The organism is Streptomyces sp. NPDC002669, from assembly GCF_042889165.1.
Lineage (GTDB): Bacteria > Actinomycetota > Actinomycetes > Streptomycetales > Streptomycetaceae > Streptomyces.
Genome location: NZ_JBIAQQ010000007.1, coordinates 204,768 through 228,179, shown reverse-complemented (window position 1 = coordinate 228,179; position 23,412 = coordinate 204,768). Strand labels below are relative to the sequence as shown.

Sequence of the window (23,412 nt, the reverse complement as noted above, 5' to 3'; positions counted from 1 at the left end):
ACGCAGCCCCGGTCCTTCGTGGGAAGGGGAACGATTCCCGGTAGGGCCTGGTCAGCGGCCGGTGCGACGCATCAGCAGATCGCGCAGCGCACGGGTGTGGCGGCGGCTGACGGCGAGCTCCGCGGCGCCGATGCGCACGCTCATGCTGCCCGCGTCCAGCCGGAGTTCGTCGATTCGGCTCAGCGCGACGAGGTGGCGGCGGTGGATGCGGACGAAGCCGCGCGAGCGCCAGCGCTCCTCCAGCGTGGTGAGGGGGACGCGGACCAGGTGGCTGCCGGTCGCGGTGTGCAGCCGGGCGTAGTCGCCCTGGGCCTCGGCGTAGGCGATGTCGTCGATCGGGATGAACCGGATCACTCCACCGAGTTCCACCGGTATCTGGTCGCCCGCGGTGTCGAGGACGGGTGCGGAACGGTCGCCGACCTGTTCGGCCGCCCGGCGCACCGCCTCGGCCAGGCGTTCGCGGCGCACGGGCTTGAGGACGTAGTCGACGGCCTTCAGGTCGAACGCCTGGACGGCGAATCCCTCGTGCGCGGTGACGAAGACGATGAGGGGCGGTGCCGCGAAGCCGGCCAGCAGCTGGGCGACGTCGAGGCCGGTGAGGCCCGCCATGTGGATGTCCAGGAACACCACGTCGATGGCCGCCGGGTCGTCCGGGCCCGCCTCGACGGCACCGCCGATGCGGCGCAGCGCCTCGGTGGCCCCGGTGGCCCCCTCCGCGCTGCGGACGCGGGGATCGGCGCGCAGCAGGTAGAGGAGTTCTTCCAGGGCTGGTTCTTCGTCGTCGACGGCCAGTACGCGCAGCATGGGCCGGAGTGTAGACCGACCACCGGAGGGACCGCTGAACACTCGTTCAGAGGCCGTAGACGCGTTCGGCCGTGGTGGCGAGGACCCGGGTGCGTTCGTCCTCGCCGAGGTCGCCGAGCAGGGTGCGGGCCGTGTCGACGACCTCCTGGTACGTCGCCGCGAGCCGGCACACCGGCCAGTCCGAGCCGAACATCAGCCGGTCGGGGCCGAAGGCGTCGAGGACGGTGTCGGCGTAGGGGCGCAGGTCGCGCACGGTCCAGGAACGCACATCGGCCTCGGTGACCAGGCCGGAGAGTTTGCACACGGTGTTGGGGCGGGCGGCCAGGGCCCGCAGGTCGTCGGCCCAGGGGTGCAGCGCGCCGGTGGCGACGGGCGGTTTGCCCGCGTGGTCGAGCACGAAGGTCAGCTCGGGCAGCAGGGCCGCGGCCCGGGCGGCCGCGGGCAGTTGGGGGGCCCGGACGACGAGGTCGTAGACGAGTCCGGCGTCGGCGACGGCGCGCAGTCCGCGCCGTACGTCGGGGCGCAGCAGCCAGTCGGGGTCGGGTTCGCCCTGGACCTGGTGGCGGATGCCGACGAGCCGGTCGCCGCCGGGGAGTTCGCGCAGCGCGGCCAGGGTGTCGGCGACGTCCGGGGCCGTGAGGTCGCACCAGCCGACGACGCCCGCGACGAGGTCGCTGCCGTGGGCGAGGGCCAGGAACTCGGGCGTCTCCCCGGGGACGGTGACCGTCTGGACGAGGACGGTGGCCCGCACCCCGGCGGCGCGCGCCTCGGGCTCCAGGTCGGCGAGGGTGAAGTCGCGCCGGAGCGGGGCGAGTTCGTCGCCGGTGATCCAGTCCTGGTCGCGCACCGACAGGTCCCACACGTGGTGGTGGGCGTCGACGATCCCTTCCCGGCCGGTCATGGTCACAGCTCCCAGGCCACGGGGAGGCCGGCCTGCGCGCCGTCCGAGGAGTAGTCGTGCGCGACGTCGAGCAGCTGGTCCATCCGGGCCTGCCAGGCGATGTTGACGGGGAGCTTCTCCAGCCGGGCGAGGAGGGCGGCGTAGTCCTCGCAGTCGATGACGTGGAAGAGGTCGGTGCCGCTGCGCCAGATCGTCCAGGAGGTGGCGCCCGCCGCGCGGATCGCCTCGGTCAGCTCCGCGGGGACCTCGCGGTGCGCGGCCTCGTACTCCTCGATGCGATCGGCGCGGACCTTGGTGTGCAGGGCGATTCTCATGTCAGTGTCCGTTCTCGGTCAGCAGACCCTCGGCGCGCAGTTCGTCCCAGAGTTCGGCCGGGATCTCGCGGCGGAGCAGGGCGGCGGCGTCGCGCACCTCCTCCGGGGAGCGGGTGCCGACGAGCACCGTGGCGACGGCCGGGTGGGCGAGCGGGTAGTGGAGGGCGGCGGCCCGCAGCGGGACGCCGTGGTTCTCGGTGACGGCCCCGATGCGCAGCGCCCGGTCCAGCAGGGCCTGGGGCGCGGCCGCGTAGTCGTACGTGGCGCCGGGGCGCGGGTCGGCGAGCAGCCCGGAGTTGAAGACCCCGCCGACGACCACGCCGCGGCCCCGGGCGGCCGCCTCGGGCAGCAGTCCGGTCAGGGCGGACTGGTCGAGGAGGGTGTGGCGGCCGGCGCAGAGCACCACGTCGACGTCGGTGTCGCGCAGGAACCGGGTCAGCATCTCCGTCTGGTTCATCCCGGCGCCGATGGCACCGACGAGACCCTGCGCGCGCAACCTCTCCAGCTCCGGGTACGCCTCGCGGAAGGCGGGTTCGGCGTGGTCGTCGGGGTCGTGCAGGTACACGATGTCGATGCGGTCGAGGCCGAGCCGTTCCAGGCTGTCCTCGATGCTGCGGCGCACGCCGTCGGCGCTGAAGTCCCAGCGGCGGCGGTGGGTGGCGGGGACGGCGAAGCCCTCGGAGAGGCCGTCGTCCGCGGTCTTCGCGACGGCGTCCGGGGGCAGCGGGTCGAGCACCCGTCCCACCTTCGTGGACAGCACGAACGCGTCGCGGGGCCGGTCGCGCAGGGCCTCGCCCAGCCGCCGTTCGGAGAGGCCGAGTCCGTAGTGCGGGGCGGTGTCGAAGTAGCGGACGCCCTCGTCCCAGGCGGCGTCGACGGCGGCGGCGGCCCGTTCGGGGTCGACCGCGGTGAAGAGATTGCCGATGGCAGCCGCCCCGAAGGACAGCTCGGTGACCTCGACCGCGCTGTTCCCCAGCCTGTTGCGCCGCATCTCTCCGCCGCCCTCCCCGATGATCGCTTCGTGCACACAGCGAATATTCATCGGATCACTTGGCCGCGTCAACACCTCCGATGCCACGAATCATGGCTCTTTCACGGAAATCTGTCCGATCTATAATCGGCACGACTCGTGAGAGCCGGGGCCCGCGGGGCCCCTCGTCCACGCGGACCCCTCGGCCGGCGCGGACTCCGCAGTGCGTGCGGCCCGTGGTTCACGCGGGGGAAGGCGGGTGCGCTCACTCCCGCGGCAGCAGCGCGAGCAGTTCGGCCACCTCGTCGACGGCACAGTGCGCCAGCCGCTCCAGATCGGGCAGCGCCTTGCCGTCCGCCACCAGCCCGACCCGCACCCGGCCGCCGTACGTGGACAACGCGACGGCGAGGGACTGGCCGCGGGCCAGCGGCGCCATCGGGTAGACGGCGCGCAGCGGGCAGCCGCCGAGCGAGAGTTCCGAGCGCGGCAGGGGCACGCTGGTGACCAGGACGTCGAAGAGCATCCTGGCCGCGTTCCCGGCGAGGGGAGCCCCGAAGCGGTGGGCCAGCAGGGGCAGCTGGTCGGCGAGCACGGCGACCGCGCCGGCGCCCTTGAGGGGGCCCGCGGCCTTGTTGCGGTCCATGGCCGTGCGGACGGCGTGGAGCCGCCTCCACGGATCGGGCTCACCGACCGGGAGCCCGAGCAGATAGCCGGAGAGCCTGTTCCCGGTCGCGGCGGCCTGCCCCGGCCTGCGGCGGGAGACCGGCACCAGGGCGCGCGGGTCCTCCTCGGGCAGTGGCTCGCCGCGCTCGCGCATCCACCGGCGGAGCGCCCCGGCGACGACCGCGAGCAGGACGTCGTTGACCGTGCCGCCGGCGACGCGGCGGACGCGCCGGACGGCGTCGAGGTCCAGGTCCGCGGTGGCCAGCCGCCGGGTTCCGCTGGAGCTCGCGGTGAGCGCGGGCGCCCCGCGCGGGTCGAGGCGGCTGGCCCGCACCATGGAGGCGCCCACCCCGAACGCCCGCCCGAGATCCTCGATCCGGCCCAGCGCGAGCCCGGCGACCTGGCGCGGACCCGGCATCCAGGAGCGGGGCGGGACGGCGCGCGCCCGGCGGACGGGCGCGCCGCCGTGCGGACGACCGGTGACGGAGGCGATCTCGTCGAAGATCCCGGCGCCGATGGCGACCGCGCGCATCCCGTCGGCCAGCGCGTGGTGCAGTTTGACCAGGACCGCGAAGGGGCCGCCGCCGGAGCCTCCGATCACGTACATCTGCCAGGGCGGCAGGCCCCGTTCGAGCGGGCGCTCCATCAGCTCGCCGGCGAGCCGGGTGGCGGCCGCCATGAAGGCGCCGCCCTCGTCGCCGGACTCCGCCCCGCTCAGCCGTACCCGTTCGACGTGGCGGCACACGTCGAAGTCCTTGTCCACGAACCAGGCGGCGCCGCCGACGGGCAGCAGCACGTCCCGCACCCGCATCCGCAGCCGGGGAATGGCGGCGGCGCGGGCGCCCAGCAGCTCCAGCACGTCGTCCGCACCGGCGCCGCGCCCCGGGCCGGGCGCCGGGGAGAAGACGGCGAGCGCGCCGAGGTGCATCGGGTGGGCATCGGATTCGAGGTGCCAGAAGGCCAGATCGAGGGGTGCCAGCAGCTCAGTTCCCACAGGTCCTCATGTCATCGAAGACAAATACTGACAAAGTCGCAGTCAATCGCTCGCACATGGTCACGGTCAAGCACAGACATGTCACTTTCCGTTACCGTCGAGTAAAGGTCGGCCCTCCGCCGACGGCGGTCGGCTCCCACCCGGCCGGACGGCCCGGCGCCGCTCCCCGCGTCACTCCTGCACCGGCATGACGAATTCGCACCAGACGCACTTGCCGCTCCCCCGCGACTCCACGCCCCACAGGTCCGCCAGCCGGTCGACCAGCATCAGCCCCCGCCCGGACACCCCGGCCTCCCCCGCGTCCCGGCGCCTGGGCAGCGCGCTGGACCGGTCCTCGACGTCGACCCGCAGACGCCGCTCGGGCCCGGTGAGCACCCGGATCGTGACGATCGCCCCGCCGTCGGTGTGCATCAGCGCGTTGGTGATCAGCTCGTCGGCGGCCAGTTCCACCTCGTCGGCCCGCGCCTTGGCGCCCCAGGCCCGCACCGCGGCCCGGATCATGTGCCGCGCCGAGCTCAGCGCCTCCGGGTCGCTCTGCGCGACGTGCTGCTGGAGCCGGCCGCCCGGCTGGGGCGCGTGGGCGACCTTGCGGCGCAGCAGCAGCACCGCCACGTCGTCCTCGCCCCGCCGCTCGTCGACCTCCTCGCAGAGCCGGTCGGCCAGCTTCTGGAGGTCCTGCGGACCGTTGCGCACCATGGCGGTCAGCAGCTGCATGCCCTCGTCGAGGTCGGCGCCCGGCAGTTCCACGAGGCCGTCGGTGAACATCACCAGGGTCTGCCCGGGGTCCAGCTCCACCGTGCTCACGGGGTACTCCAGCCGTCCGAACTCGGCGGAGAGCCCCAGCGGCAGCCCGCCCTCCACGGGCAGCCGGCGGCAGGAGCCGTCGCTCTCGCGCACCAGCGGGTCGACGTGGCCGGCCCGGACCAGCTGCACCACCCCGGTCGTCAGGTCGGCCTCGGCGTAGGTGCAGGTGGCGAAGCGGTCCGTGTCCAGCTCGTGGAGGAAGACGGAGGCGCGGGCCATCACCGTGGCGGGGCTGTGGCCCTCGGCCGCGTAGGCGCGCAGCACGATGCGCAGCTGTCCCATGACGGCCGCGGCGTGGGTGTCGTGGCCCTGTACGTCCCCGATGACGACCCCGACCCGGCCGCCGGGCAGCGGAATGACGTCGTACCAGTCGCCCCCGATGTCCCGGCCCAGCCGGGCCGAGCGGTACCGGACGGCGACCTGCGCGCCCGGCACGTCCGGGATGCGGCGCGGCAGCATGGCCTGCTGGAGACCCTCGGCGAGATCGTGCTCCTGCTCGTAGAGCATGGCCCGTTGCAGGCTCTGCGCGATGGAGCTGCCGAGCGCGACCAGCAGGTTGCGCTCGTCGCCGGTGAAACCGTCCTTGTCGCTGTAGAGCAGGCCGAGCGCGCCGATGGGCCGGGCCTGGGCGATCAGCGGCAGATAGGCGGCGGAGGTGATGCCGAGGTGGCTGATGTGGGGCCACAGGATCGGGTACGAGGTGGCGAAGTCGGTGGCGGACTCGATGAAGCGCGGCGAGAGCGTGCGCACGACCTCGCTCATCGGGTACTGCTCGTCCGTCCGGGTGTAACGGGTGCCGGGCACGAACGAGTCCTCCGGCCCGTCGGCCACCAGATGGATGCGCCCGGCCTCGATCAGCCCCATGACCAGGCTGGTCGCCCCGAGGTGCGCCAGGCCCTGGGAGTTCTTCAGCACGTCGATGACGTCCCGGACGGTGCGGGCGTGGGCCAGCGCGGCCGTGGTGCCGTCCACCAGGCTGGTGCGGCGCCGGCGCTCCAGGTCCAGTTCGCGGCGGGCCGTGGAGTCGGCCAGTTCCTGCGTCGCGTCGCGGACGATGCCGATGATGCGCCGGGGGCGGCCGGTCCCGTCGCGCCGGATGAAGCCCTGGGTGTGGGTCCAGCGCAGACTGCCGTCGCGCCTGCGCAGCCTGAAGTACGCGCCGTAGTTGGTCTGCCCGCTCTTGAGGGCCTGCGAGACCATGGCGTCGAGCCGGACGCCCTCGTCCGTCGGCACCCGGAGCCCGAGGGTCTCCGGCCGGTCGTCGTATTCCTCGGCCCGCAGGTCGAACACGTCGAGGGCGGGCCGGTCCATGTGCATCAGGCCACTGTCGAGGTCCCAGTCGAAGCTGCCCATACGGTTCAGGGCGAGGCTGAGATCCGGGTGGGCGGGCCAGTCGTCCGGGAGTGACAGGGCACCCGCTACCCGATCATCCATGTGGGTCACTCTGCCATCATTTGTCCGATTCTTCGAGTGAACTGCGCGCAGGAGACCCCGTTCGACGGCTTCAAAACCGCTTCGCTCCGCACCCGAGTGACCGACGTCACGAGACCGAATGTCTCGCAGAACGAACCGCCCCGGGGTGACGGACGGGTAACGGATACGGTGTGCGTGAAGCGCGGTAAGCCCAGCCTTACCTTTACCCCACGCCTCACCGTCCGCATCAGCCCGTTCTAAGGACCAGCACCTCCATGACCCGCCCCGTCCGCGTCGCCATAGTCGGAGCCGGCCCCGCCGGCATCTACGCAGCGGACGCGCTGCTGAAATCCGAGGCCGCCCAGGACCCGGGTGTTTCGATCGACCTGTTCGAGCGGATGCCCGCCCCCTTCGGCCTGATCCGCTACGGAGTGGCCCCGGACCACCCCCGGATCAAGGGCATCGTCCAGGCGCTCCATCAGGTCCTCGACAAGCCGCAGCTGCGGCTCTTCGGCAATGTCGACTACCCCGACGACATCGGCCTGGACGACCTGCGCTCGTTCTACGACGCGGTGATCTTCTCCACCGGCGCCGACGCGGACCGCGCGCTCGACATCCCGGGCAACGAGCTGGAGGGGTCCCACGGCGCCGCCGACTTCGTCTCCTGGTACGACGGCCACCCCGACGTGGCGCGCACCTGGCCCCTGGAGGCCGAGAAGGTCGCCGTGCTGGGCGTGGGCAACGTGGCCCTGGACGTGGCGCGCATCCTCGCCAAGACGGCGGACGAGCTGCTGCCCACCGAGATCCCCGCCAACGTCTACGAGGGCCTCAAGGCCAACAAGGCCCTGGAGGTGCACGTCTTCGGGCGCCGCGGCCCGGCGCAGGCCAAGTTCAGCCCGATGGAGCTGCGGGAGCTGGACCACTCGCCGAACATCGAGGTCATCGTCAACCCCGAGGACATCGACTACGACGCGGGCTCGATCGAGACCCGGCGGGGCAACAAGCAGGCCAACATGGTCGCCTCCACGCTGGAGAACTGGGCCATCCGCGACGTCGGCGACCGGCCGCACAAGCTGTTCCTGCACTTCTTCGAGTCCCCGGTGGAGATCCTCGGCGAGGACGGCCGGGTCGTGGGCCTGCGCACCGAGCGGACCGAGCTGGACGGCACCGGCAACGTCAAGGGCACCGGCACCTTCACCGACTGGGACGTGCAGAGCGTCTACCGCGCGGTCGGCTACTACTCGCGGGAGCTGCCGAAGCTCCCGTTCGACGTGGTCTCCGGCACCGTCCCGCACGCCGCGGGGCGGGTCCTGGACGGCGGGGAGCACATGGCCTCGGTGTACGTCACGGGCTGGATCAAGCGCGGCCCGGTCGGCCTCATCGGCCACACCAAGGGTGACGCCAACGAGACGGTGGCCTGCCTGCTGGAGGACCGGGCCGAGGGCCGGCTGCCCGCCCCCGTCCGGCCCGAGCCGGAGGCCGTCACCGCCTTCCTGGAGGAGCGCGGCGTCCGCTACACCACCCGTGAGGGCTGGCACCGCCTGGACGCGCACGAGCAGGCCCTGGGCGCGGAGCAGGGCCGCGAGCGGATCAAGGTCGTGGAGCGCGAGGCCATGCTGGACGCCTCCGAGCCCCGCGACTGACCCCACGACGCCTCGGTGACGCACGTCCGCCCGCCCCACCGGCGGGCGGACACGTGCGTACGGGAGGCCCGTCGGCGGACGGACGGGCGGCCCCGCCCCCCTCGGCGAAACCGCCCGCCCACGCCCCTCCGCCCCCGGAGCACCGTCCCGGGGGCGGCTCCGTCGGCTCAGCGCCCCTGGAGCGACCTGACGTTGTCCCCGAAGGTCCAGCCCTTCGAGCCGTCCCAGTTGAGCGACCAGGTCATCAGCCCCTTGAGGGCGCCGCCGTAGTGGCTCCAGGCCTGCGAGACCTGACCCGTCGTCATGTGACCGCCGCCCGCGCCCGGCTGGGCCGGCAGCCCCGGCACCTGCTTGTCGTAGGGGACCTTGATCGTGGTGCCCTGGATGACGAGCCCCTTGTTCAGACAGTCCGTCTGCTTCGTGAAGCCCTCGACCGTGCCGGCGGAGTACGAGTCGCCGGAGCAGCCGTACATGCTGCCGTTGTAGTACTGCATGTTCAACCACCACAGGCGGCCGTTGTCCGCGTACTTCTTCACGATGGGCAGGTACGCGCCCCAGATCGAGCCGTACACGACGCTCCCGCCGGTGACGTAGGCGGTCTCCGGTGCCATCGTCAGGCCGAAGTTCGACGGCATCCGTTCGAGCACGCCGTCGATGATCCGGATCAGGTTGGCCTGCGAGGCCGACAGCTGGTTGATGTTGCCGCTGCCGGTCAGGCCGGTCTCGATGTCGATGTCGATGCCGTCGAAGTTGTACTTCTTGAGGATCGGCACGATCGTCTCGACGAACCGGTCGGCGACGGCGGTGGAGTTGAGGTCGATCCCGGCGGTCGCGCCGCCGATCGACATCAGGGTGGTGAGCCCGGACTCCTTCGCCCGGCACATCTCGGCCGGGGTCGGGACCTTCACGGTGGCGTCCATCCCGTCCTCCCACAGGACGGTGCCGTCCGAAAGGATGACCGGGAAGGCCGCGTTGATCACGTTGTAGCCGTGCTGCGTGATCCGGCTGTCGGTGACGGGGATCCAACCGAGCGGTGGGTGCACGCCGTTCGACGCGCCGTCCCAGTTCTCCCAGTACCCCTGGAGGACCTTGCCCGCGGGCTTCGACTTGACGGCACAGGTGTCGTCCTGCGCCGCGCTCGGGGTCGCGCCCACCAACAGCTGTACGACACATGCCGCCGCGAGGCCGACCCCCAGCAGGCGCGATGTCCGTCCCAACATACCCAGTTCCCTTCCTGTCGCCGCCGGACGGCACCGGGGCGGCACCCCCGGGAACGCTCCGGCACGGGCGCGCCGGGCACATGGAAGTCATGCCCCTGACAACGCTGTACGGATTCCTGCACCTCACGGTGGGCCACACGCTAAAGAGGTCCAGACCTCCCGTCAATAGGTCTGGACCAAAGAGGGCGCCCCCGGGCCCGCCCCGAACCACTTCCGGGGGGCCAGTTGTCGCCGCACAAAGGCTTAGCTTAGGCTTGCCTAACCCTTTGCGATCTGCATCGGACGTGCTCCGCGCGTTCCGGCTGCGACCGCCATGTCGACGACCCCGCTCGCCGACGCGGGGCCCGTTGCTCCATCCGCCAAACCTGAGGAACCTCCATGTCCCGGTTCACCCGCGCGCGTCGCCGGACGTTCGCCGCAACTGCCGCCGCCGCGGCCCTCGTTCTCGCCCTCGGTGGCTGCTCGTCGAGCGACGGGGACAAGAAGGAGTCCGGCGCGTCCAGGAAGAGCGACGGGGCCTTCCCCGTCTCCATCAGGAGCGCCCTCGGCACGGCCGAGATCAAGGAGCAGCCCGAACGGGTCGTCACCCTCGGCCAGGGCTCGGCCGAGACCGCCATCGCGCTCGGCCACACCCCGGTGGGCATCGAGAAGTACGAGTGGGGAAGCGACAAGACGGGTTACCTGCCCTGGATCCACGAGGCGGTGAAGAAGTCCGGCGACAAGCTGCCGACCCAGTTCACGGGCGGCGAGGACATCGACTTCGAGGCGATCACCGAGCTGGAGCCGGACGTCATCCTCGCGCCGTGGTCCGGGATCACGCAGAAGGACTACGACATCCTCAAGGACATCGCCCCCACCGTCGCCTACCCGGACCTGCCGTGGAGCACGGACTGGGACCAGCAGATCGAGATCATCGCCAAGGCGCTGGGGCAGCCCGCCGAGGCGAAGACCCTCACCTCGAAGATCAAGAAGCAGCTGGCCGACGCGGCGGCGACCCGGCCGAACTACAAGAAGCACACGTTCTCGTACATCTACAACACCGGCCCCGGCACCCTCGGGGTGTTCAAGCCCGATGAGCAGCGCGTCAAGATGGTCTCCTCGCTCGGCCTCACGGTCGACCCGGTGGTGAACACCTTCAAGGAGACCAAGGGCACCGACTCCGCGCTCATCGGCCTGGAGAACGCGGAGAAGCTGAAGGACAGCGACCTGGTCTTCACCTTCTACACGGACGACAAGTCCCGCAAGGAGGTCGAGGCGCAGCCGCTGTACGCGGCGATCCCCGCCGTCAGGAGCGGCGCCGTGGTGGCGAGCAACGACAACCCCTTCGTCACCGCCTCCTCGATCATCAACCCGCTCACCGTGCCGTGGGTGATCGACCGTTACCTGCCGCTGATCGACAAGGCCGTCGAGGCCGCCGACAAGGGCTGAGGCCGAACCCCGCAGCCATGGCCACCACCACGCACGCACCGCCGAGCGGTGCCGGTACCTCACGGACCGGCACCGCTCGGCGGGTGTTCTCCGTCCTGCTCGCGCTCGCCCTCCTCGCGCTCGCCGTGCTCGCGAGCGTCATGTTCGGCAGCCGCACCACCTCGTTCGGCGACGTGCTGGACGTCCTGTCCGGCACCGCGGACCCGAATGTCACCACCATCGTCGAGAGCCGCTACCCGCGGACCGCGCTCGGCGTGCTGGCCGGTCTCTGCCTCGCCGTCGCGGGCACCCTCATGCAGGGGGTGTCCCGCAATCCACTGGCCGACCCCGGCCTCCTCGGGATCAACGCGGGCGCGTCCGCGAGCATCGTCGCCGCGACGGCGTTCCTGGGGGCGTCGGGCAGCACGGAGACCATGTGGTGGGCGCTGCCCGGCGCGTTGCTCGCGGGGCTGCTCGTCCACGCGATCGGCTCCGCGGGGTCGGGCGGCGGGCTCGTCCGGCTCGTGCTCGCCGGCGCGGTGCTCTCCGCCGTGCTCACCGCGTTCATCCAGGCGGTGACGCTGAGCCGGCCGCAGGTCTTCGACAGCTACCGGTACTGGGTCGTCGGGGCGCTCGGCGGACGGGACTTCGACGTCCTGTGGTCGGTGCTGCCGTTCGCGGTGGCCGGTCTGGTGACCGCCGCCGTGCTGGGGCCCGGCCTCAACGCGCTCGCGCTCGGCGACTCGACGGCGGCCTCCCTGGGGGCGAGTCCGGCGCTGGTGCGGGCGGGCGGGCTGCTCGCGGCCACGCTGCTGAGCGCGGCGGCGACGGCGGCGGTCGGCCCGATCGCCTTCGTCGGCCTGGCCGTGCCGCACGTGGTGCGGGCCGTGGTCGGCGTCGACTTCCGCATGCAGATCCTTTTCTCGGCGCTGGTGGGTCCGGCGCTGCTGCTCCTCGCGGACGTCGTGGGCCGGGTGGTCATGCGCCCGCAGGAGCTGATGGTCGGTGTCGTGACCGCGTTCATCGGGGCACCCGCACTGCTCGTCGCCGTACGCAGGATGAGGGGCACCGCATGACGTCGCATCGGACCGCGATCCGCACCGCATCGCCCAGGAAGGTGCTGAGGATCGGCGGGAGGGTGGCCCTGCCGGTCCGGCGGGTGTCGGTGCTGACCGGCCTCGTCCTGCTGGCGCTGCTCGTGGCGGGCGCCGTCGCCACGCTGTCGCTCGGGCGGCTCGGCATTCCGCTCGCCGATCTGCCCGGGGCGGTGACCGGCGGGGCCGAGGGCAAGGACGCGTTCGTCCTGGAGCGGCTGCGCGGCCCCCGGCTGACGGTGGCCGTGGGCACCGGTGCGGCGCTCGGGCTCTCCGGCGCCCTGTTCCAGTCCGTCACCCGCAATCCGCTCGGCAGCCCCGATGTGATCGGGCTGGCGTCCGGCGCCGGCGCGGGGGCCGCGATCGCCGCGCTGCTGTTCCCGGACACCGTTCCGGTGGCGCTCGGCGCGCTGCTCGGCGCCCTCCTCGCCATGGCTCTGGTCTACGTGTCGACCGGGACCGGGTTCCGCAACCCGGCCCGGCTCGTCATCGCGGGCATCGGGGTCGCCGCGATCGGCACCGCGGTCACCCAGTACGTCGTCTACGCCATGGAGCGCGACCGGGCCGCCGTCCTCACCGCCTACGTCAACGGCAGCCTGTCGGCGCGGTCGTGGGAGGACGCCACCACGATCTGGCTGGTACTGCTGGTCGTGGCGCCGCTGGCCGCGCTGCTCTGGCGGCGGCTGGACATCGGGGAGATGGGCGACGACATCGCGGACGCGCTCGGGGCCGAGCCCCGCCGCACGAAGACCGCCGCCGTCGTGCTGGCGATCGTGCTCTCGGCGGCCGCCGTCAGCGTCGCCGGCCCCATCGCGTTCATCGCGCTGACGGCCCCGCAGGTCGCCAGGCGGCTCACCCGGGTCTCCGGCCCGCACCTGGCACTGTCGGCCCTGACCGGCGCGCTGCTGCTGGTGCTCGCGGACCTGTGCGCCCAGCAGGTGACGCTCTTCGACAACCTGCCCGTCGGCATCTACACGATGGCGATCGGCGGCGGCTACCTCGGCTATCTGCTGGTACGGGAGTGGCGCCGGGGGGCCCTGTGAGGTCCGGCGCCGGACGCTACGCGCCGTCCGGGCGGACGAGGCAGTCGTACGGCGCCACGGACACTCCTTCGACGACGCACCGCGGGTCGTCCTCCCCCGCCGTCGGGTCCACCTCGCGCGCCTCCAGCACGCGCATGGACCAGACGGAGAACCCGGCGTGGAAGTCGTGGCCGATGTCGCACGGGGTGCTGGTGAGCCCCCTGGCGTGCAGTTCGGCCACGACGTCGTCGATCAGCCGGTGGGTCAGCCCGATCCCCTCGTAGCTCGCCTCGGCCTCGCCCCCTCCCCGCTGTGTCCGACCTCGACGAGCTCGACGGTGTCGTCGGCGGCGTAGGTGATCACCAGTGGCGGCGTGGTGGCGTAGACGAAGGGGGTGCGGTCGAGGGGACCACGCGGCGGGCCGATGCGCTCCTCGACCCGGCTCCGGTGGTCCCCGATCATGACGGGGCCCGCACCGCGCCCGGGAATGATCTCCATGGAGGCATCCTGCCATCGGTGCCGGATCCGCCCTCCCCCGCCCTCCGCGCGCTCCGTTCCCCCCTTCCCCGACCCCCTTCTTGAACGCGTTCAAGAAAGCTCGTAGAGTCGGCGCCGAACAGAGTTGAACACGTTCAAGTCAGGGGGCGGCCATGTCGGCGCTGGTCAATTCGATCGTGATGCTGGGCATGCTGGTGGTGGTTCCCGCGGGGCTGCGGCTGATCGCCGCGCCCGAGCTGGACGGGATGCGGCGGCTGTGGCCGCTCTTCGCCGCCCCCGGCGCCGTCGCCCTGTGGCTGCCGCGCGGCACGGCCGCCACCGCACTGGCGGTCTGTTACGCGCTCGGGACCGTGCTCCTCGCCCTGCACGCCCCGCCCCGGCTGCTCCGCGCCCTCCGGGCGGCCGGGCCCGCTGCCGTGACACCCGCCGAGATCGCCCTGCTCACCGCGTTGGTCACCCCGTCGATCGCCGCCACCGCACTGGTCGCCGAACGCTCGGGGCACCCGCTCCTCGGCTTCGGGCTCGACATCCTCGCGCTGACCGTGCCGCACTTCCACTTCGCCGGATTCGCCGCCGCGCTGATCGCGGGGCTCGTCTGCGAAATCGCCGACAGCCCCGGGGGCGGGTTCGCCGCGCTGAGCGTTCCGCTGGGCACCCTGCTCGTCCTGATCGGCTACTTCATCGGGGACTGGGCCGAGCTGGCCGGGGCGGTCGTCCTGACCGCGGGAATGTGGGCCGTCGCCCTCCTCACCTGGCGGTCGGTCCGCACCGGACAACGGGACCGGACCACCCGGATACTGCTCGCCGTCCCGTCCGCCGTGCTCGCCGTCACCATGGTCCTCGCCCTGAGCTGGGCGCTCGGCGAGGCCACCGGACTACCCCACCCCACCCTGACCTGGATGGCCGCCACCCACGGCCTCGGCAACGCCCTGGGCTTCGCCCTCTGCTCGCTGCTCGCCTGGCAGCGGCTCCGCACCGACCACGAAAGCAGGACCGCATGAGCACCCTCACCTACCCCGAGGTCGGCGCCACCCGTTTCGGCCCGCTGCCCCACAAGTACCACCACCTGCACCACCGGACCCGGGTCGGGCGCGGCCGGGCCGACTTCGAGGCGGCGGGCGCGGCGGTCACCGAATGGCGCATGCATCGTACCGGCGGGGCCCGGGTCCGCGCGTCGGCGGACCGCGCCGAGGCCGGGGTCCGCGTCCGGGTGTCGCTGGGCGTCGGCCCGCTCCGGTTCACCGCCCCCTGCCAGGTCGTCTGGGCCGCGTACGAGCAGGACCGCATCGGGTTCGCCTACGGGACCGAGGTCCGGCACCCGGAACGCGGCGAGGAGTCCTTCGTGGTGGAGCTGGCGGACGACGGGACGGTGTGGTTCACCGTCCTGGCGTTCAGCCGCCCGGCCGTCTGGTACACCCGGCTCGCGGGCCCGGTCGTCCCGGTGCTCCAGCGGAGCTACGCCCGGTGGCTGGGCACCGTGCTCCGCCGCGTCGTGGCCGAGGGGCGCGGCGGGCGGAACTGAGGGGCCGGGGCGGAACTCCGGACCGATACTGGAAGTGATGGAGTGGTTCACCGCGGACGGGTACTGGCTCAGCCGGCTGGTCTTCCAGCGGGCCCTCGCCGGTGTGTACCTGTTCGCCTTCCTCACCGCGGCGCTCCAGTTCCGGGCCCTGATCGGGGAACGCGGCATGCTGCCGGTGCCCGACTTCCTGCGCCGCACGGACTGGCGCGAGGGTCCCGGGCTCTTCCGGCTCCACTACTCCGACCGCTTCTTCGCCCTCGTCGCCTGGACCGGCTGCGCACTCGCCGTCGCCCTGCTCGCGGGGGTGGACTCGTGCGTACCGCTCTGGGCGGCGATGCTGCTGTGGGCGCTGCCCTGGTTCCTCTACCTCTCGATCGTCCAGGTCGGTCAGACCTGGTACGGCTTCGGCTGGGAATCGCTGCTGCTGGAGACCGGCTTCCTCGCCGTCTTCCTAGGCAACGGGCCCACGTCCCCGCCGGTGCTGGTGCTGTGGTTGCTGCGCTGGGTGCTGTTCCGGGTGGAGTTCGGCGCCGGGCTGATCAAGATCCGGGGCGACGAGTGCTGGCGCGGGCTGACGTGTCTGTACTTCCATCACGAGACCCAGCCGATGCCGGGGCCGCTGAGCTGGTTCTTCCACCGGCTGCCGAAGCCCCTCCACCGGGCCGAGGTGGCGGCCAACCACGTCACCCAGCTCCTGGTGCCGGTGCTCCTGTTCACCCCGCAGCCGGTGGCGGGCGCCGCCGCCGGGCTGATGATCGTCACCCAGCTGTGGCTGGTGCTCTCGGGGAACTTCGCCTGGCTGAACTGGCTGACCATCACCCTCGCCCTGTCCGCCGTCGACTGGTCCCCGTTCGTCCGGATGCCCGCGCAGGCCGCGCCGCCGCTCTGGTACGAGGTCGTCGTCATCGCGGTCACCGCGCTGGTCGTCCTCCTCAGCTACCGCCCGGCGCGCAACCTCGTCTCCCGCCGCCAGGTGATGAACCGCTCGTTCGACCCACTGCACCTGGTCAACACCTACGGTGCCTTCGGCAGCATCAGCCGGGTCCGGCTGGAGGTGGTGGTCGAGGGCACGGACGAGCGGGAACTCCACGACGGGACCCGCTGGCAGGAGTACGGCTTCCGCGGCAAGCCGGGCGATCCGCGCCGGATGCCCCGCCAGTTCGCCCCGTACCATCTGCGGCTCGACTGGCTGATGTGGTTCGCGGCGCTCTCCCCCGCGTACGCCCGGCCCTGGTTCGGCCCGTTCGTGGAACGGCTGCTGGAGAACGACCGGGACACGCTGCGGCTGCTGCGCCACAACCCCTTCCCCGACGCCCCGCCCGTCCATGTCCGCGCCCGGGTGTACCGCTACCGGTACACCACCTGGCGCGAGCTGCGGGCCACCGGGCGCTGGTGGCACCGGACCCATGTGCGGGAGTTCATGCCCCCGGTCTCGCTCGGCCCCGCCCGGACCGGCCCGGCCCGGCGGTCCTGAGCCGCGGGCACGCCGCCCGGCGGGCCGGGGACGCCCGGAACGGCCGGGCTCCGGTCCGCGTGCTGCGGACCGGAGCCCGGCCGTTCGGACGGAGGTCCGTGGATCGGTCTCAGTCGATGCCGGGCAGGATGTGCGGCTCGGCGAGGTCGTCCTCGTAGCCGGCCAGCCGGATCGGCGCGGACCTGGCCCAGACCTCGATGTTCCGGAGCTTCTCGGGCGTGCGGGCCCGGTCCCCGTGCCGTTCGGCGGATCGTTTCTCGTGCTTCGTCAGTTCCGGTGTCGTCACCGCGCACTCCTTCGTGTCGCGTAGCCCCGGGGGCCGCCGACGTCCGGCCTCATCACCGGGAGATCGGCCACTCGTGGGGGCAGGGGCAAGAACAGTTCGGTCGCGGTGGCGCCGGGTACGGGGGCGGGACGGCGACTTGGTTGACAAGCCTGTCCCAGGACAGTCGAGGAGAGTTTGTGGACTCCTCGATTACGTCCGTTCACATCAGAGTAACCAAATGAGCGCCGCCATGCTCGATGGAATGTGTGCTACTGGTCACTTTCGGCCACCTCGTACAAGAAAGACCCGGCCAGGAATGTCTCCCGGCCGGGTCCGCGGCGGCTCGCGCGTCACCGCGCCGCCGGACGGGCTACCACTTGCCCGGCGCGTAGTCCTTGAGGAAGCAGCCGTACAGGTCCTCGCCCGCCTCGCCGCGCACGATCGGGTCGTAGACGCGGGCCGCGCCGTCGACCAGGTCGAGCGGGGCGTGGAAGCCCTCCTCCGCGAGACGGATCTTGTCGGGGTGCGGGCGCTCGTCGGTGATCCAGCCGGTGTCGACGGCCGTCATCAGGATGCGGTCCTTCTCGAACATCTCCTGGGCGCTGGTGCGGGTGAGCATGTTCAGCGCGGCCTTGGCCATGTTGGTGTGCGGGTGGCCCGCTCCCTTGTAGCCGCGGCCGAACACGCCCTCCATCGCGGAGACGTTGACCACGTAGGCGCGCTCGGCCGCGGTCGCCGCCATCGCCGGGCGCAACCTGCTGATCAGGATGAACGGGGCGGTGGAGTTGCAGAGCTGGACCTCCAGCAGCTCGATCGGCCCCACCTCGTCGACGGTCTGGACCCAGCTGTTGGTGTGGTGCAGGTCGGGGACGAGACCGCCCGCGTCGATCGCCGTTCCGGCGGCGATCCGCTCCAGCGAGGCGGAGCCGGTGACCAGGGCGAGTTCGGTGACGTCCTGCGCGCTCAGGCCCTCCTTGCGGGCGGCCGGGAGCGCGGTGACCCGGTCGACGGTGCCGCTGCCGAAGGTGCCGATGACCTCCGACGCGGGCAGCTCGCCCGCCGGGAGCGGCGCGGACTCGGCGTTGACCAGCTCGCTGTACGCGTTGGCGGAGCGGCGCACGGTCTGCGCCGCGTTGTTGATCAGGATGTCCAGCGGGCCCTCGGCCGCCACCGAGTCGGCGAGCGCGACGACCTGGGCGGGGTCGCGCAGGTCGATGCCGACGACCTTCAGCCGGTGGATCCACTCCCCGCTGTCCGGCATCGCCTTGAAGCGGCGGATCGCGTCGTTGGGGAAGCGGGTGGTGATGGTGGTGTGCGCGCCGTCGCGCAGCAGCCGCAGCGCGATGTACATGCCGATCTTCGCCCGGCCGCCGGTCAGCAGCGCGCGCCGGCCCGTGAGGTCGGTCCGGGCGTCGCGGCGCGCCCGGTTCTCCTGCGCGCACGGCTGGCACAGCTGGTGGTAGAACGCGTCCACCTCGGTGTACCGGGTCTTGCAGATGTAGCAGGAGCGGGGGCGCTGGAGCACCCCGGCGATCTCGCCGCGGGTGGACGAGGACGGCAGGACGCCCTGGGTCTCGTCGTCGATCCGCTCGGCCGAGCCGGTCGCGGTGGCCTCGGTGACCGCCTTGTCGTGGGCGGTCTTGGCGGCGCGGCGCTCCTGGCGGCGGCGCTGCTTCACGGTCCGGTAGATCCCGGCGGTGGCACGGCGCACGGCGACGGCGTCGGGGTGGTCGATCTCGATCGTGTCGAGCTCGTCGAGCACGCTCAGGCAGACGGCCAGCCGCTCCGGGTCGATGCCGGGACCGAACTCCTCAGTTCCGGGAGCGAGCTCCGGGCTGTCCTCTGTCACCGTCATCGCCGTTCCTCTGTCATCCGTCTCTCGTGGCGCCGACCGCCGTACCTGACCTGCTCTGCCGGGCCGAACGCCCCGGTCAAGTCTGCCATGCACCCGGCGCTGCTCCGTTCGCGTGACATCGTGCGGAGCCCCGCCGGACCGGCCCGGCGCGCGACGTGCGGGAAGGGGCGCGACCGACCGGTCCGGCCATGGCCGAAAACTGGTGGGTTCTCCTCGGAGTGGGACCGTTCCCCGCGGGTAGGCGGACGTCGAGAAGCTGTCACCGGACTTTCCCGCTCGCCCTGGCTGGAGCACATGAACGAACAGGTCACCTCGCGCCCGGCCGGCCGCCCCGCCCCGGACCGGTATCCGGAGGTGCTGCACAGCGCCGAGGTGTTCACCGGCGAGCCCGGCTGCATCGCGCGGGCCCGGGCGCTGGCCGACCGTTTCCTGGTCCGGCTGGCCGCCGAGTGGCTCGCGGTGTTCGGCGAACGCACCCGCGGCGACCTGATGCTGGCGGTGAGCGAGCTGGTCACCAACGCGGACCGCTACAGCCAGGGCCCCTATCTGCTGGAGCTGGAGGGCACCGCGGAACGCGTCAGCGTCACGGTGTACGACAGCAGCGCCGCCCTGCCGCTGTTCTGCGCCCCCGACCCGGCGCGCCCCGGCGGGCACGGCATGGAGATCGTCGTGGCGCTGTGCGACCGGCTGACCGCCGAGCGCGTGCCGGTGGGCAAGCGCATCCGGGCCGAGTTCCAGCTGAGCAGTTGAGCTGTGGGGCGGGCGGGACGCCGCCCGCCCCACGACCACGCCCGCCCCGGCGCCGGCGGTACGGGCGGCGCGTCCGCGCTCGTGGGCGCCCGGACGGAAAGCCCCCGGCACCGGTGGTGCGTCAGTTCCTCTCCAGGGCGCAGTCCCCGCACAGTCCGCCGCCCGGAACCCGGTAGTACAGGCAGCAGCTCCGCCTGCGGAACGCCGGGTCGTGCGGGGCCCCGGTGTCCCGCAGGTCCGGGTGGTCGAAGAGTTCGGCGGTCAGCGCGCGGGCCCGGGCGCCGACGTCGGGGCGCCGGTGCGTGCGGGCCCAGGTGACCAGTTGGCGCAGCGAGCCGGCCAGTGCCGACCCCGCGTTGCCCCACAGCAGCCGGTCGGACAGCGGGCCGTCCCGGTGGATCGCCTCGGCGAGGGGCACGAGGTGGCCGTACTGGACCTCCTCCCTGATGTGACGGGCGGTGCCGGGAAGCGACCCGGTGTCCTCCAGCCACAGGTCGTCGGGGGCCGTCCGTTCCGGGGCCCAGCGCAGGAGGCCGGGCGTGAGCGCGGGGAAACCGCCGGTCAGCGCGGCGGACCCGAGCGCGACCGACCAGAGGCGCGAGGCCAGTCCCAGGTGTGCGATCGAGGCGGCGACCCGGCGCTCGGACGTGCGCAGCCGGGCGGCGACGGTGTCGATGCGGGCGGTGAGCGGGGCGGACTCCCCCGCGTACAGCTCCGCCAGCGGGCGGGGCGCGCCGTCGGGCGGCGCCCCGGTCCGCAGTGCGAAGAATCCGCCCACCGAGGCCGCCGCGGACCCGTCCACCATCCCCCTGCTCCCTCCCGGCGGCGCCCGTCCGCCGGCTCGGCGCGCGGGGCCCGGACGCCCGCGCCGCGGCGTTCACCGTAATGGTGCGAGGTCCTCCGGAGGGAGGGCTACCCTCGGGAGGAGGACACCGGGACCACACCCGTACTACTTGGGCAGTACGCCGAATCGCAGCCTCAAGGACGACGACGCGGCCGTCCCGAAGGGACATCGTGGTGCACATGAGTTCCCTCGCGCTGTCCGTGCTTCTGTCACTGGTCTCCGCGGTCGCGTACGCGGCCGGGGCGATCGTCCAGGAACGCGTGGCCGCGGACGGGGACAGAGGCTCGCTCGCACCGCTGCGCAACCGCGTCTGGTGGGCCGCCGTGACGCTGAACGGGGTGGGCGCGGTGCTGCACGTCGTGGCGCTGGCCTACGGCCCGCTCAGCCTCGTCCAGCCGCTCGGGGCGCTCACCATCGTCTTCGCCCTGCCGATGGCGGCGCTCTTCGTGCGCCGCCGGGCGGGGGCCACCGCGTGGCGCGGCGCGATCATGACGACGGTCGGGCTGGCCGGTCTGCTCGCGCTCACCGGGAACGCCGAGTCGCGCGCTCTGAACGGCCCGGACCAGTTGCTGCTCGCCGGGCTGACGCTCGGCACGATCGGGACGCTCCTGCTGGCCTCCAGGGGCGTGCGCCGGCCGGTGGTCCGCAGTGTGGTCCTGGCGGGTGCGGCGGGGGTCGCGTTCGGCATCGCCTCCGTGTTCACCAAGACGGTGGCGGTCGGGCTGGCCTCCGGCGCGGTGGGTGCCGGGCTGCCGGCCCTGGTGGCGATCGGCGGTTTCGCCGCCTCCGGCCTGCTGCTCTCCCAGTCCGCGTACCGGGGCGCCGGGCTGACCGCGCCGCTGGCCACGGTGACCGTGGTGAACCCGGTGGTGGCCGCGGTCGTCGGCCTCACGCTCTTCGGGGAGGGGTTCCGGCACGGCACGGCCGGGGCCGTGCTCGCCCAGGCATGCGCGGTGCTCGCCGCGGGAGGCCTGATCCTGCTCACGACGGAACGCCTGGGCGCGGAACGGCGGGCCTCGGGGGCGGCGGACGGCGAGCTCCCGGACGCCGCGGCGAGCGATGGGCTTTTGGACATCGTGACGGCCGAGCGGGAGCCGCGGGGTGCGGAGGTGGTACCCGGCGAGGAGGCGGTGAAGCCCGGGCCCGCGGGACCCGTCCCGGCGCCGTCCGCGGTCGAGCCCGTCCCGGCGACGGTGCCCGAGCGGCGCCGGCTGCCGTTGCTGATGCCGCTGATGTGTCTGGAGCAGGTGGAGTTCACGGACGCGCGGCCCCGTTCCGACGCCGCGCTCCGGGGACGCCCGTCCGACGGTCCCGCCGCGCCGGACGACGCGGCCGGGACCCACGGGGCCGTTCAGACCCTGGCGCCGCCCGCCCTGAGGTAGGCCAGCGGGTCGATGTCCGAGCCGTAGCCGGGGCCGGTGCGGATCTCGAAGTGCAGGTGCGGGCCGGTGCTGTTCCCGGTGGAGCCGGAGCGCGCGATGCGCTGGCCCGCTGTGACGTGCCGTCCCTCGCGCACGTGCAGCGCCGACAGGTGCGCGTACTGGCTGTACTTGCCGTCGCTGTGCCGGATGACGACCTGGTAGCCGTAAGCCCCTCCCCAGCCCGCCGAGACGACCGTGCCGGAGGCCACCGCCTTCACCGACGTACCGGTGGGTACGGGGAAGTCGACCCCGGTGTGGTAGCCGCTGGACCAGGAACCGGCCTGGTGGTACGGGGTTCCGATGCCGGCCGAGACGGGGGCGACGAGGCCGGTGTGCTTCTCCGGCCGCTCCTTGGGCCGATGGCTCTCGGTCTTCTTCGGGTGCGGCTTCGGCTTCGCGCTCTGCTGCGGCTTCGGCTTCGTGCTCTGGTGCGGCTTCGCGCTCTGCTGCGGTTTCGGCTTCGCCTCCTGGTGCTGCCGGGGGGCCGCCGGCCGGGTCTTCGGCTTCGCCTCCTGGTGCTGCTGCGAGGCGACCGGCCGGGTCCCCGTCCCGGTCCCGGTGGTCCGGTCGTGGGACTTGGCCGCCTGACGCTCGGGGGCCGCCGCGCGGTGCTCGGGCTCCGCCGTGCCCGCCTTCGGCGGCTTCGTCGGGGCCGGGGGCCGCGCCTTCGGCTTCGCCTCGGGGGTCCGGGCCGTGCTCCGCGACCGGGCGGCCGGGTCGACGTTCAGCCGCTGTCCGGGAAAGATGAGGTCCGGGTCGTCCCCCACGATCTCGCGGTTGGCCTCGTAGAGGCGCTGCCAGCCGCCCCGGACGTGCTCGGACGCCGCGATCGCGGAGAGCGAGTCGCCCCGGGCCACGGTGTACGACTCGCGCTTGCCGGGCACGTTGGTCGGCGAGGCGGCCGCGGCCGCCCGCTCCGCCCGCGCCTTCCGGTCGGCGGCCTGCTTCTTCTGCTGCTGCTTCTCCGACGCCCGTACGTGATCGGTGCGTTGCGACTGCGGGGCGATGTCGGCGGTGTCGCCGCTCCGGGTCAGTCCCGCCTTCGTCGAGCAGCCCGGCCAGGCGCCGGGGCCCTGTCCTTCGAGCACCTTCTCGGCGATGGCCATCTGCTGGTCCTTGGTGGCCAGGTCGGCGCGCGGGGCGTAGAGCGTGCCGCCGTAGGCCGCCCAGGTCGAGCGGGTGAACTGCAGTCCGCCGAAGTAGCCGTTGCCGCTGTTGATGTGCCAGTTGCCGGTGGACTCGCAGGCGGCGACCTTCTCCCAGACGTCCGGGGAGGTGGCGCCCGCCGGAGTCGCCGCCAGGAGCGGGAGCGCGAGGCCCGCACCGCCCGCGGTGACCGTGAGCGAGGCACGGTTGATCCGGCTGGGCTGATACTTGCGGTGCCGTCCGTTCGCGGCCATGACTTGGCTCCCCACAGGCAATAGGACACGTCGCAAGCGCCCAACTTATGTGCAGTCAAAGGGAGATGACAAGAGAGCACCCGTATTCACCCGTCACATCCATCCCGTCCCCCGCCGGGGCGAGCGGGACACCC

Annotated in this window: 22 protein-coding genes; 9 read left to right on the top strand and 13 right to left on the bottom strand. The window is 72.8% G+C overall.

The window, feature by feature from the left end; all coding sequences use genetic code 11:
- Nucleotides 1-51: 51 nt before the first annotated feature.
- The 6 genes from ACFYW1_RS13660 to ACFYW1_RS13635 all read right to left on the bottom strand — a co-directional run bounded on the left by ACFYW1_RS13660 (nucleotide 52) and on the right by ACFYW1_RS13635 (nucleotide 6,884).
- Entirely contained in the window at nucleotides 52-804 is a 753-nt protein-coding gene (locus ACFYW1_RS13660) for a LytTR family DNA-binding domain-containing protein (protein ID WP_148837510.1), read from the bottom strand.
- Nucleotides 805-850: 46 nt separating this feature from the next.
- Complete coding sequence (locus ACFYW1_RS13655) at nucleotides 851-1,705, bottom strand: amidohydrolase family protein (RefSeq protein WP_388991144.1); 855 nt, start codon at nucleotides 1,703-1,705, stop codon at nucleotides 851-853.
- A 2-nt stretch (nucleotides 1,706-1,707) separates the two neighbouring features.
- Entirely contained in the window at nucleotides 1,708-2,019 is a 312-nt protein-coding gene (locus ACFYW1_RS13650; protein ID WP_388991142.1) for an L-rhamnose mutarotase, read from the bottom strand.
- A gap of 1 nt (nucleotide 2,020) precedes the next feature.
- Complete coding sequence (locus tag ACFYW1_RS13645; RefSeq protein WP_388991427.1) at nucleotides 2,021-3,010, bottom strand: aldo/keto reductase; 990 nt, start codon at nucleotides 3,008-3,010, stop codon at nucleotides 2,021-2,023.
- 244 nt (nucleotides 3,011-3,254) lie between these two features.
- On the bottom strand, nucleotides 3,255-4,646 hold the full coding sequence (locus ACFYW1_RS13640; RefSeq protein WP_388991140.1) for a wax ester/triacylglycerol synthase family O-acyltransferase: 1,392 nt from the start codon (nucleotides 4,644-4,646) through the stop codon (nucleotides 3,255-3,257).
- A 171-nt stretch (nucleotides 4,647-4,817) separates the two neighbouring features.
- Entirely contained in the window at nucleotides 4,818-6,884 is a 2,067-nt protein-coding gene (locus ACFYW1_RS13635) for a SpoIIE family protein phosphatase (RefSeq protein WP_388991138.1), read from the bottom strand.
- Between the two features lie 254 nt (nucleotides 6,885-7,138).
- On the opposite strand from ACFYW1_RS13635, the gene ACFYW1_RS13630 reads away from it, so the two are divergent.
- A complete protein-coding gene (locus ACFYW1_RS13630) occupies nucleotides 7,139-8,506 on the top strand; it encodes an FAD-dependent oxidoreductase (protein ID WP_388991136.1) in 1,368 nt (455 codons plus the stop codon).
- A 167-nt stretch (nucleotides 8,507-8,673) separates the two neighbouring features.
- Here the strand turns inward: ACFYW1_RS13630 and ACFYW1_RS13625 are convergent, their stop codons facing one another.
- Nucleotides 8,674-9,726 (bottom strand): chitinase, encoded by a 1,053-nt coding sequence (locus ACFYW1_RS13625; RefSeq protein WP_388991134.1) that lies wholly within the window; start codon nucleotides 9,724-9,726, stop codon nucleotides 8,674-8,676.
- A 378-nt stretch (nucleotides 9,727-10,104) separates the two neighbouring features.
- On the opposite strand from ACFYW1_RS13625, the gene ACFYW1_RS13620 reads away from it, so the two are divergent.
- The 3 genes from ACFYW1_RS13620 to ACFYW1_RS13610 are packed head-to-tail and all read left to right on the top strand — an operon-like array spanning nucleotide 10,105 to nucleotide 13,270.
- Complete coding sequence (locus ACFYW1_RS13620; protein ID WP_388991132.1) at nucleotides 10,105-11,154, top strand: iron-siderophore ABC transporter substrate-binding protein; 1,050 nt, start codon at nucleotides 10,105-10,107, stop codon at nucleotides 11,152-11,154.
- Nucleotides 11,155-11,171: 17 nt separating this feature from the next.
- Nucleotides 11,172-12,209: a FecCD family ABC transporter permease gene (locus tag ACFYW1_RS13615; protein WP_388991130.1), complete on the top strand. Its 1,038-nt coding sequence runs from the start codon at nucleotides 11,172-11,174 to the stop codon at nucleotides 12,207-12,209.
- Entirely contained in the window at nucleotides 12,206-13,270 is a 1,065-nt protein-coding gene (locus ACFYW1_RS13610) for a FecCD family ABC transporter permease (protein WP_388991128.1), read from the top strand. The genes ACFYW1_RS13615 and ACFYW1_RS13610 overlap by 4 nt, the downstream gene beginning before the upstream one ends.
- 16 nt (nucleotides 13,271-13,286) lie before the next feature.
- On the opposite strand, the gene ACFYW1_RS13605 is transcribed toward ACFYW1_RS13610, so the two are convergent.
- Entirely contained in the window at nucleotides 13,287-13,490 is a 204-nt protein-coding gene (locus ACFYW1_RS13605; RefSeq protein ID WP_388991126.1) for a hypothetical protein, read from the bottom strand.
- Between the two features lie 23 nt (nucleotides 13,491-13,513).
- Complete coding sequence (locus tag ACFYW1_RS13600) at nucleotides 13,514-13,747, bottom strand: hypothetical protein (RefSeq protein WP_388991124.1); 234 nt, start codon at nucleotides 13,745-13,747, stop codon at nucleotides 13,514-13,516.
- 152 nt (nucleotides 13,748-13,899) lie between these two features.
- Between ACFYW1_RS13600 and ACFYW1_RS13595 the strand changes: the two genes are divergently transcribed.
- The 3 genes from ACFYW1_RS13595 to ACFYW1_RS13585 are packed head-to-tail and all read left to right on the top strand — an operon-like array spanning nucleotide 13,900 to nucleotide 16,743.
- On the top strand, nucleotides 13,900-14,748 hold the full coding sequence (locus ACFYW1_RS13595; RefSeq protein ID WP_388991122.1) for a YndJ family protein: 849 nt from the start codon (nucleotides 13,900-13,902) through the stop codon (nucleotides 14,746-14,748).
- The gene (locus ACFYW1_RS13590; protein WP_388991120.1) at nucleotides 14,745-15,269 is read left to right on the top strand and encodes a DUF1990 family protein; all 525 of its coding nucleotides are present in this window, start codon (nucleotides 14,745-14,747) and stop codon (nucleotides 15,267-15,269) included. The genes ACFYW1_RS13595 and ACFYW1_RS13590 overlap by 4 nt, the downstream gene beginning before the upstream one ends.
- Nucleotides 15,270-15,306: 37 nt before the next feature.
- Nucleotides 15,307-16,743: a lipase maturation factor family protein gene (locus tag ACFYW1_RS13585; protein WP_388991118.1), complete on the top strand. Its 1,437-nt coding sequence runs from the start codon at nucleotides 15,307-15,309 to the stop codon at nucleotides 16,741-16,743.
- A gap of 109 nt (nucleotides 16,744-16,852) precedes the next feature.
- Here ACFYW1_RS13585 and ACFYW1_RS13580 read toward each other — a convergent pair whose 3' ends face one another.
- A complete protein-coding gene (locus ACFYW1_RS13580; protein WP_388991116.1) occupies nucleotides 16,853-17,029 on the bottom strand; it encodes a hypothetical protein in 177 nt (58 codons plus the stop codon).
- 349 nt (nucleotides 17,030-17,378) lie between these two features.
- Complete coding sequence (locus tag ACFYW1_RS13575; protein ID WP_388991114.1) at nucleotides 17,379-18,863, bottom strand: SDR family NAD(P)-dependent oxidoreductase; 1,485 nt, start codon at nucleotides 18,861-18,863, stop codon at nucleotides 17,379-17,381.
- A 294-nt stretch (nucleotides 18,864-19,157) separates the two neighbouring features.
- On the opposite strand from ACFYW1_RS13575, the gene ACFYW1_RS13570 reads away from it, so the two are divergent.
- Entirely contained in the window at nucleotides 19,158-19,613 is a 456-nt protein-coding gene (locus tag ACFYW1_RS13570; protein ID WP_388991112.1) for an ATP-binding protein, read from the top strand.
- Nucleotides 19,614-19,734: 121 nt separating this feature from the next.
- Here the strand turns inward: ACFYW1_RS13570 and ACFYW1_RS13565 are convergent, their stop codons facing one another.
- Nucleotides 19,735-20,418, bottom strand: coding sequence for a (2Fe-2S)-binding protein (locus ACFYW1_RS13565; protein ID WP_388991110.1), 684 nt, complete (start codon nucleotides 20,416-20,418; stop codon nucleotides 19,735-19,737).
- Nucleotides 20,419-20,636: 218 nt separating this feature from the next.
- On the opposite strand from ACFYW1_RS13565, the gene ACFYW1_RS13560 reads away from it, so the two are divergent.
- Nucleotides 20,637-21,839, top strand: a complete 1,203-nt coding sequence (locus tag ACFYW1_RS13560; RefSeq protein ID WP_388991108.1) for a DMT family transporter — start codon at nucleotides 20,637-20,639, stop codon at nucleotides 21,837-21,839.
- On the opposite strand, the gene ACFYW1_RS13555 is transcribed toward ACFYW1_RS13560, so the two are convergent.
- A complete protein-coding gene (locus ACFYW1_RS13555; protein ID WP_388991106.1) occupies nucleotides 21,809-23,278 on the bottom strand; it encodes a peptidoglycan DD-metalloendopeptidase family protein in 1,470 nt (489 codons plus the stop codon). The two genes, ACFYW1_RS13560 and ACFYW1_RS13555, sit on opposite strands and share 31 nt — an antisense overlap.
- Nucleotides 23,279-23,412 lie beyond the last annotated feature (134 nt).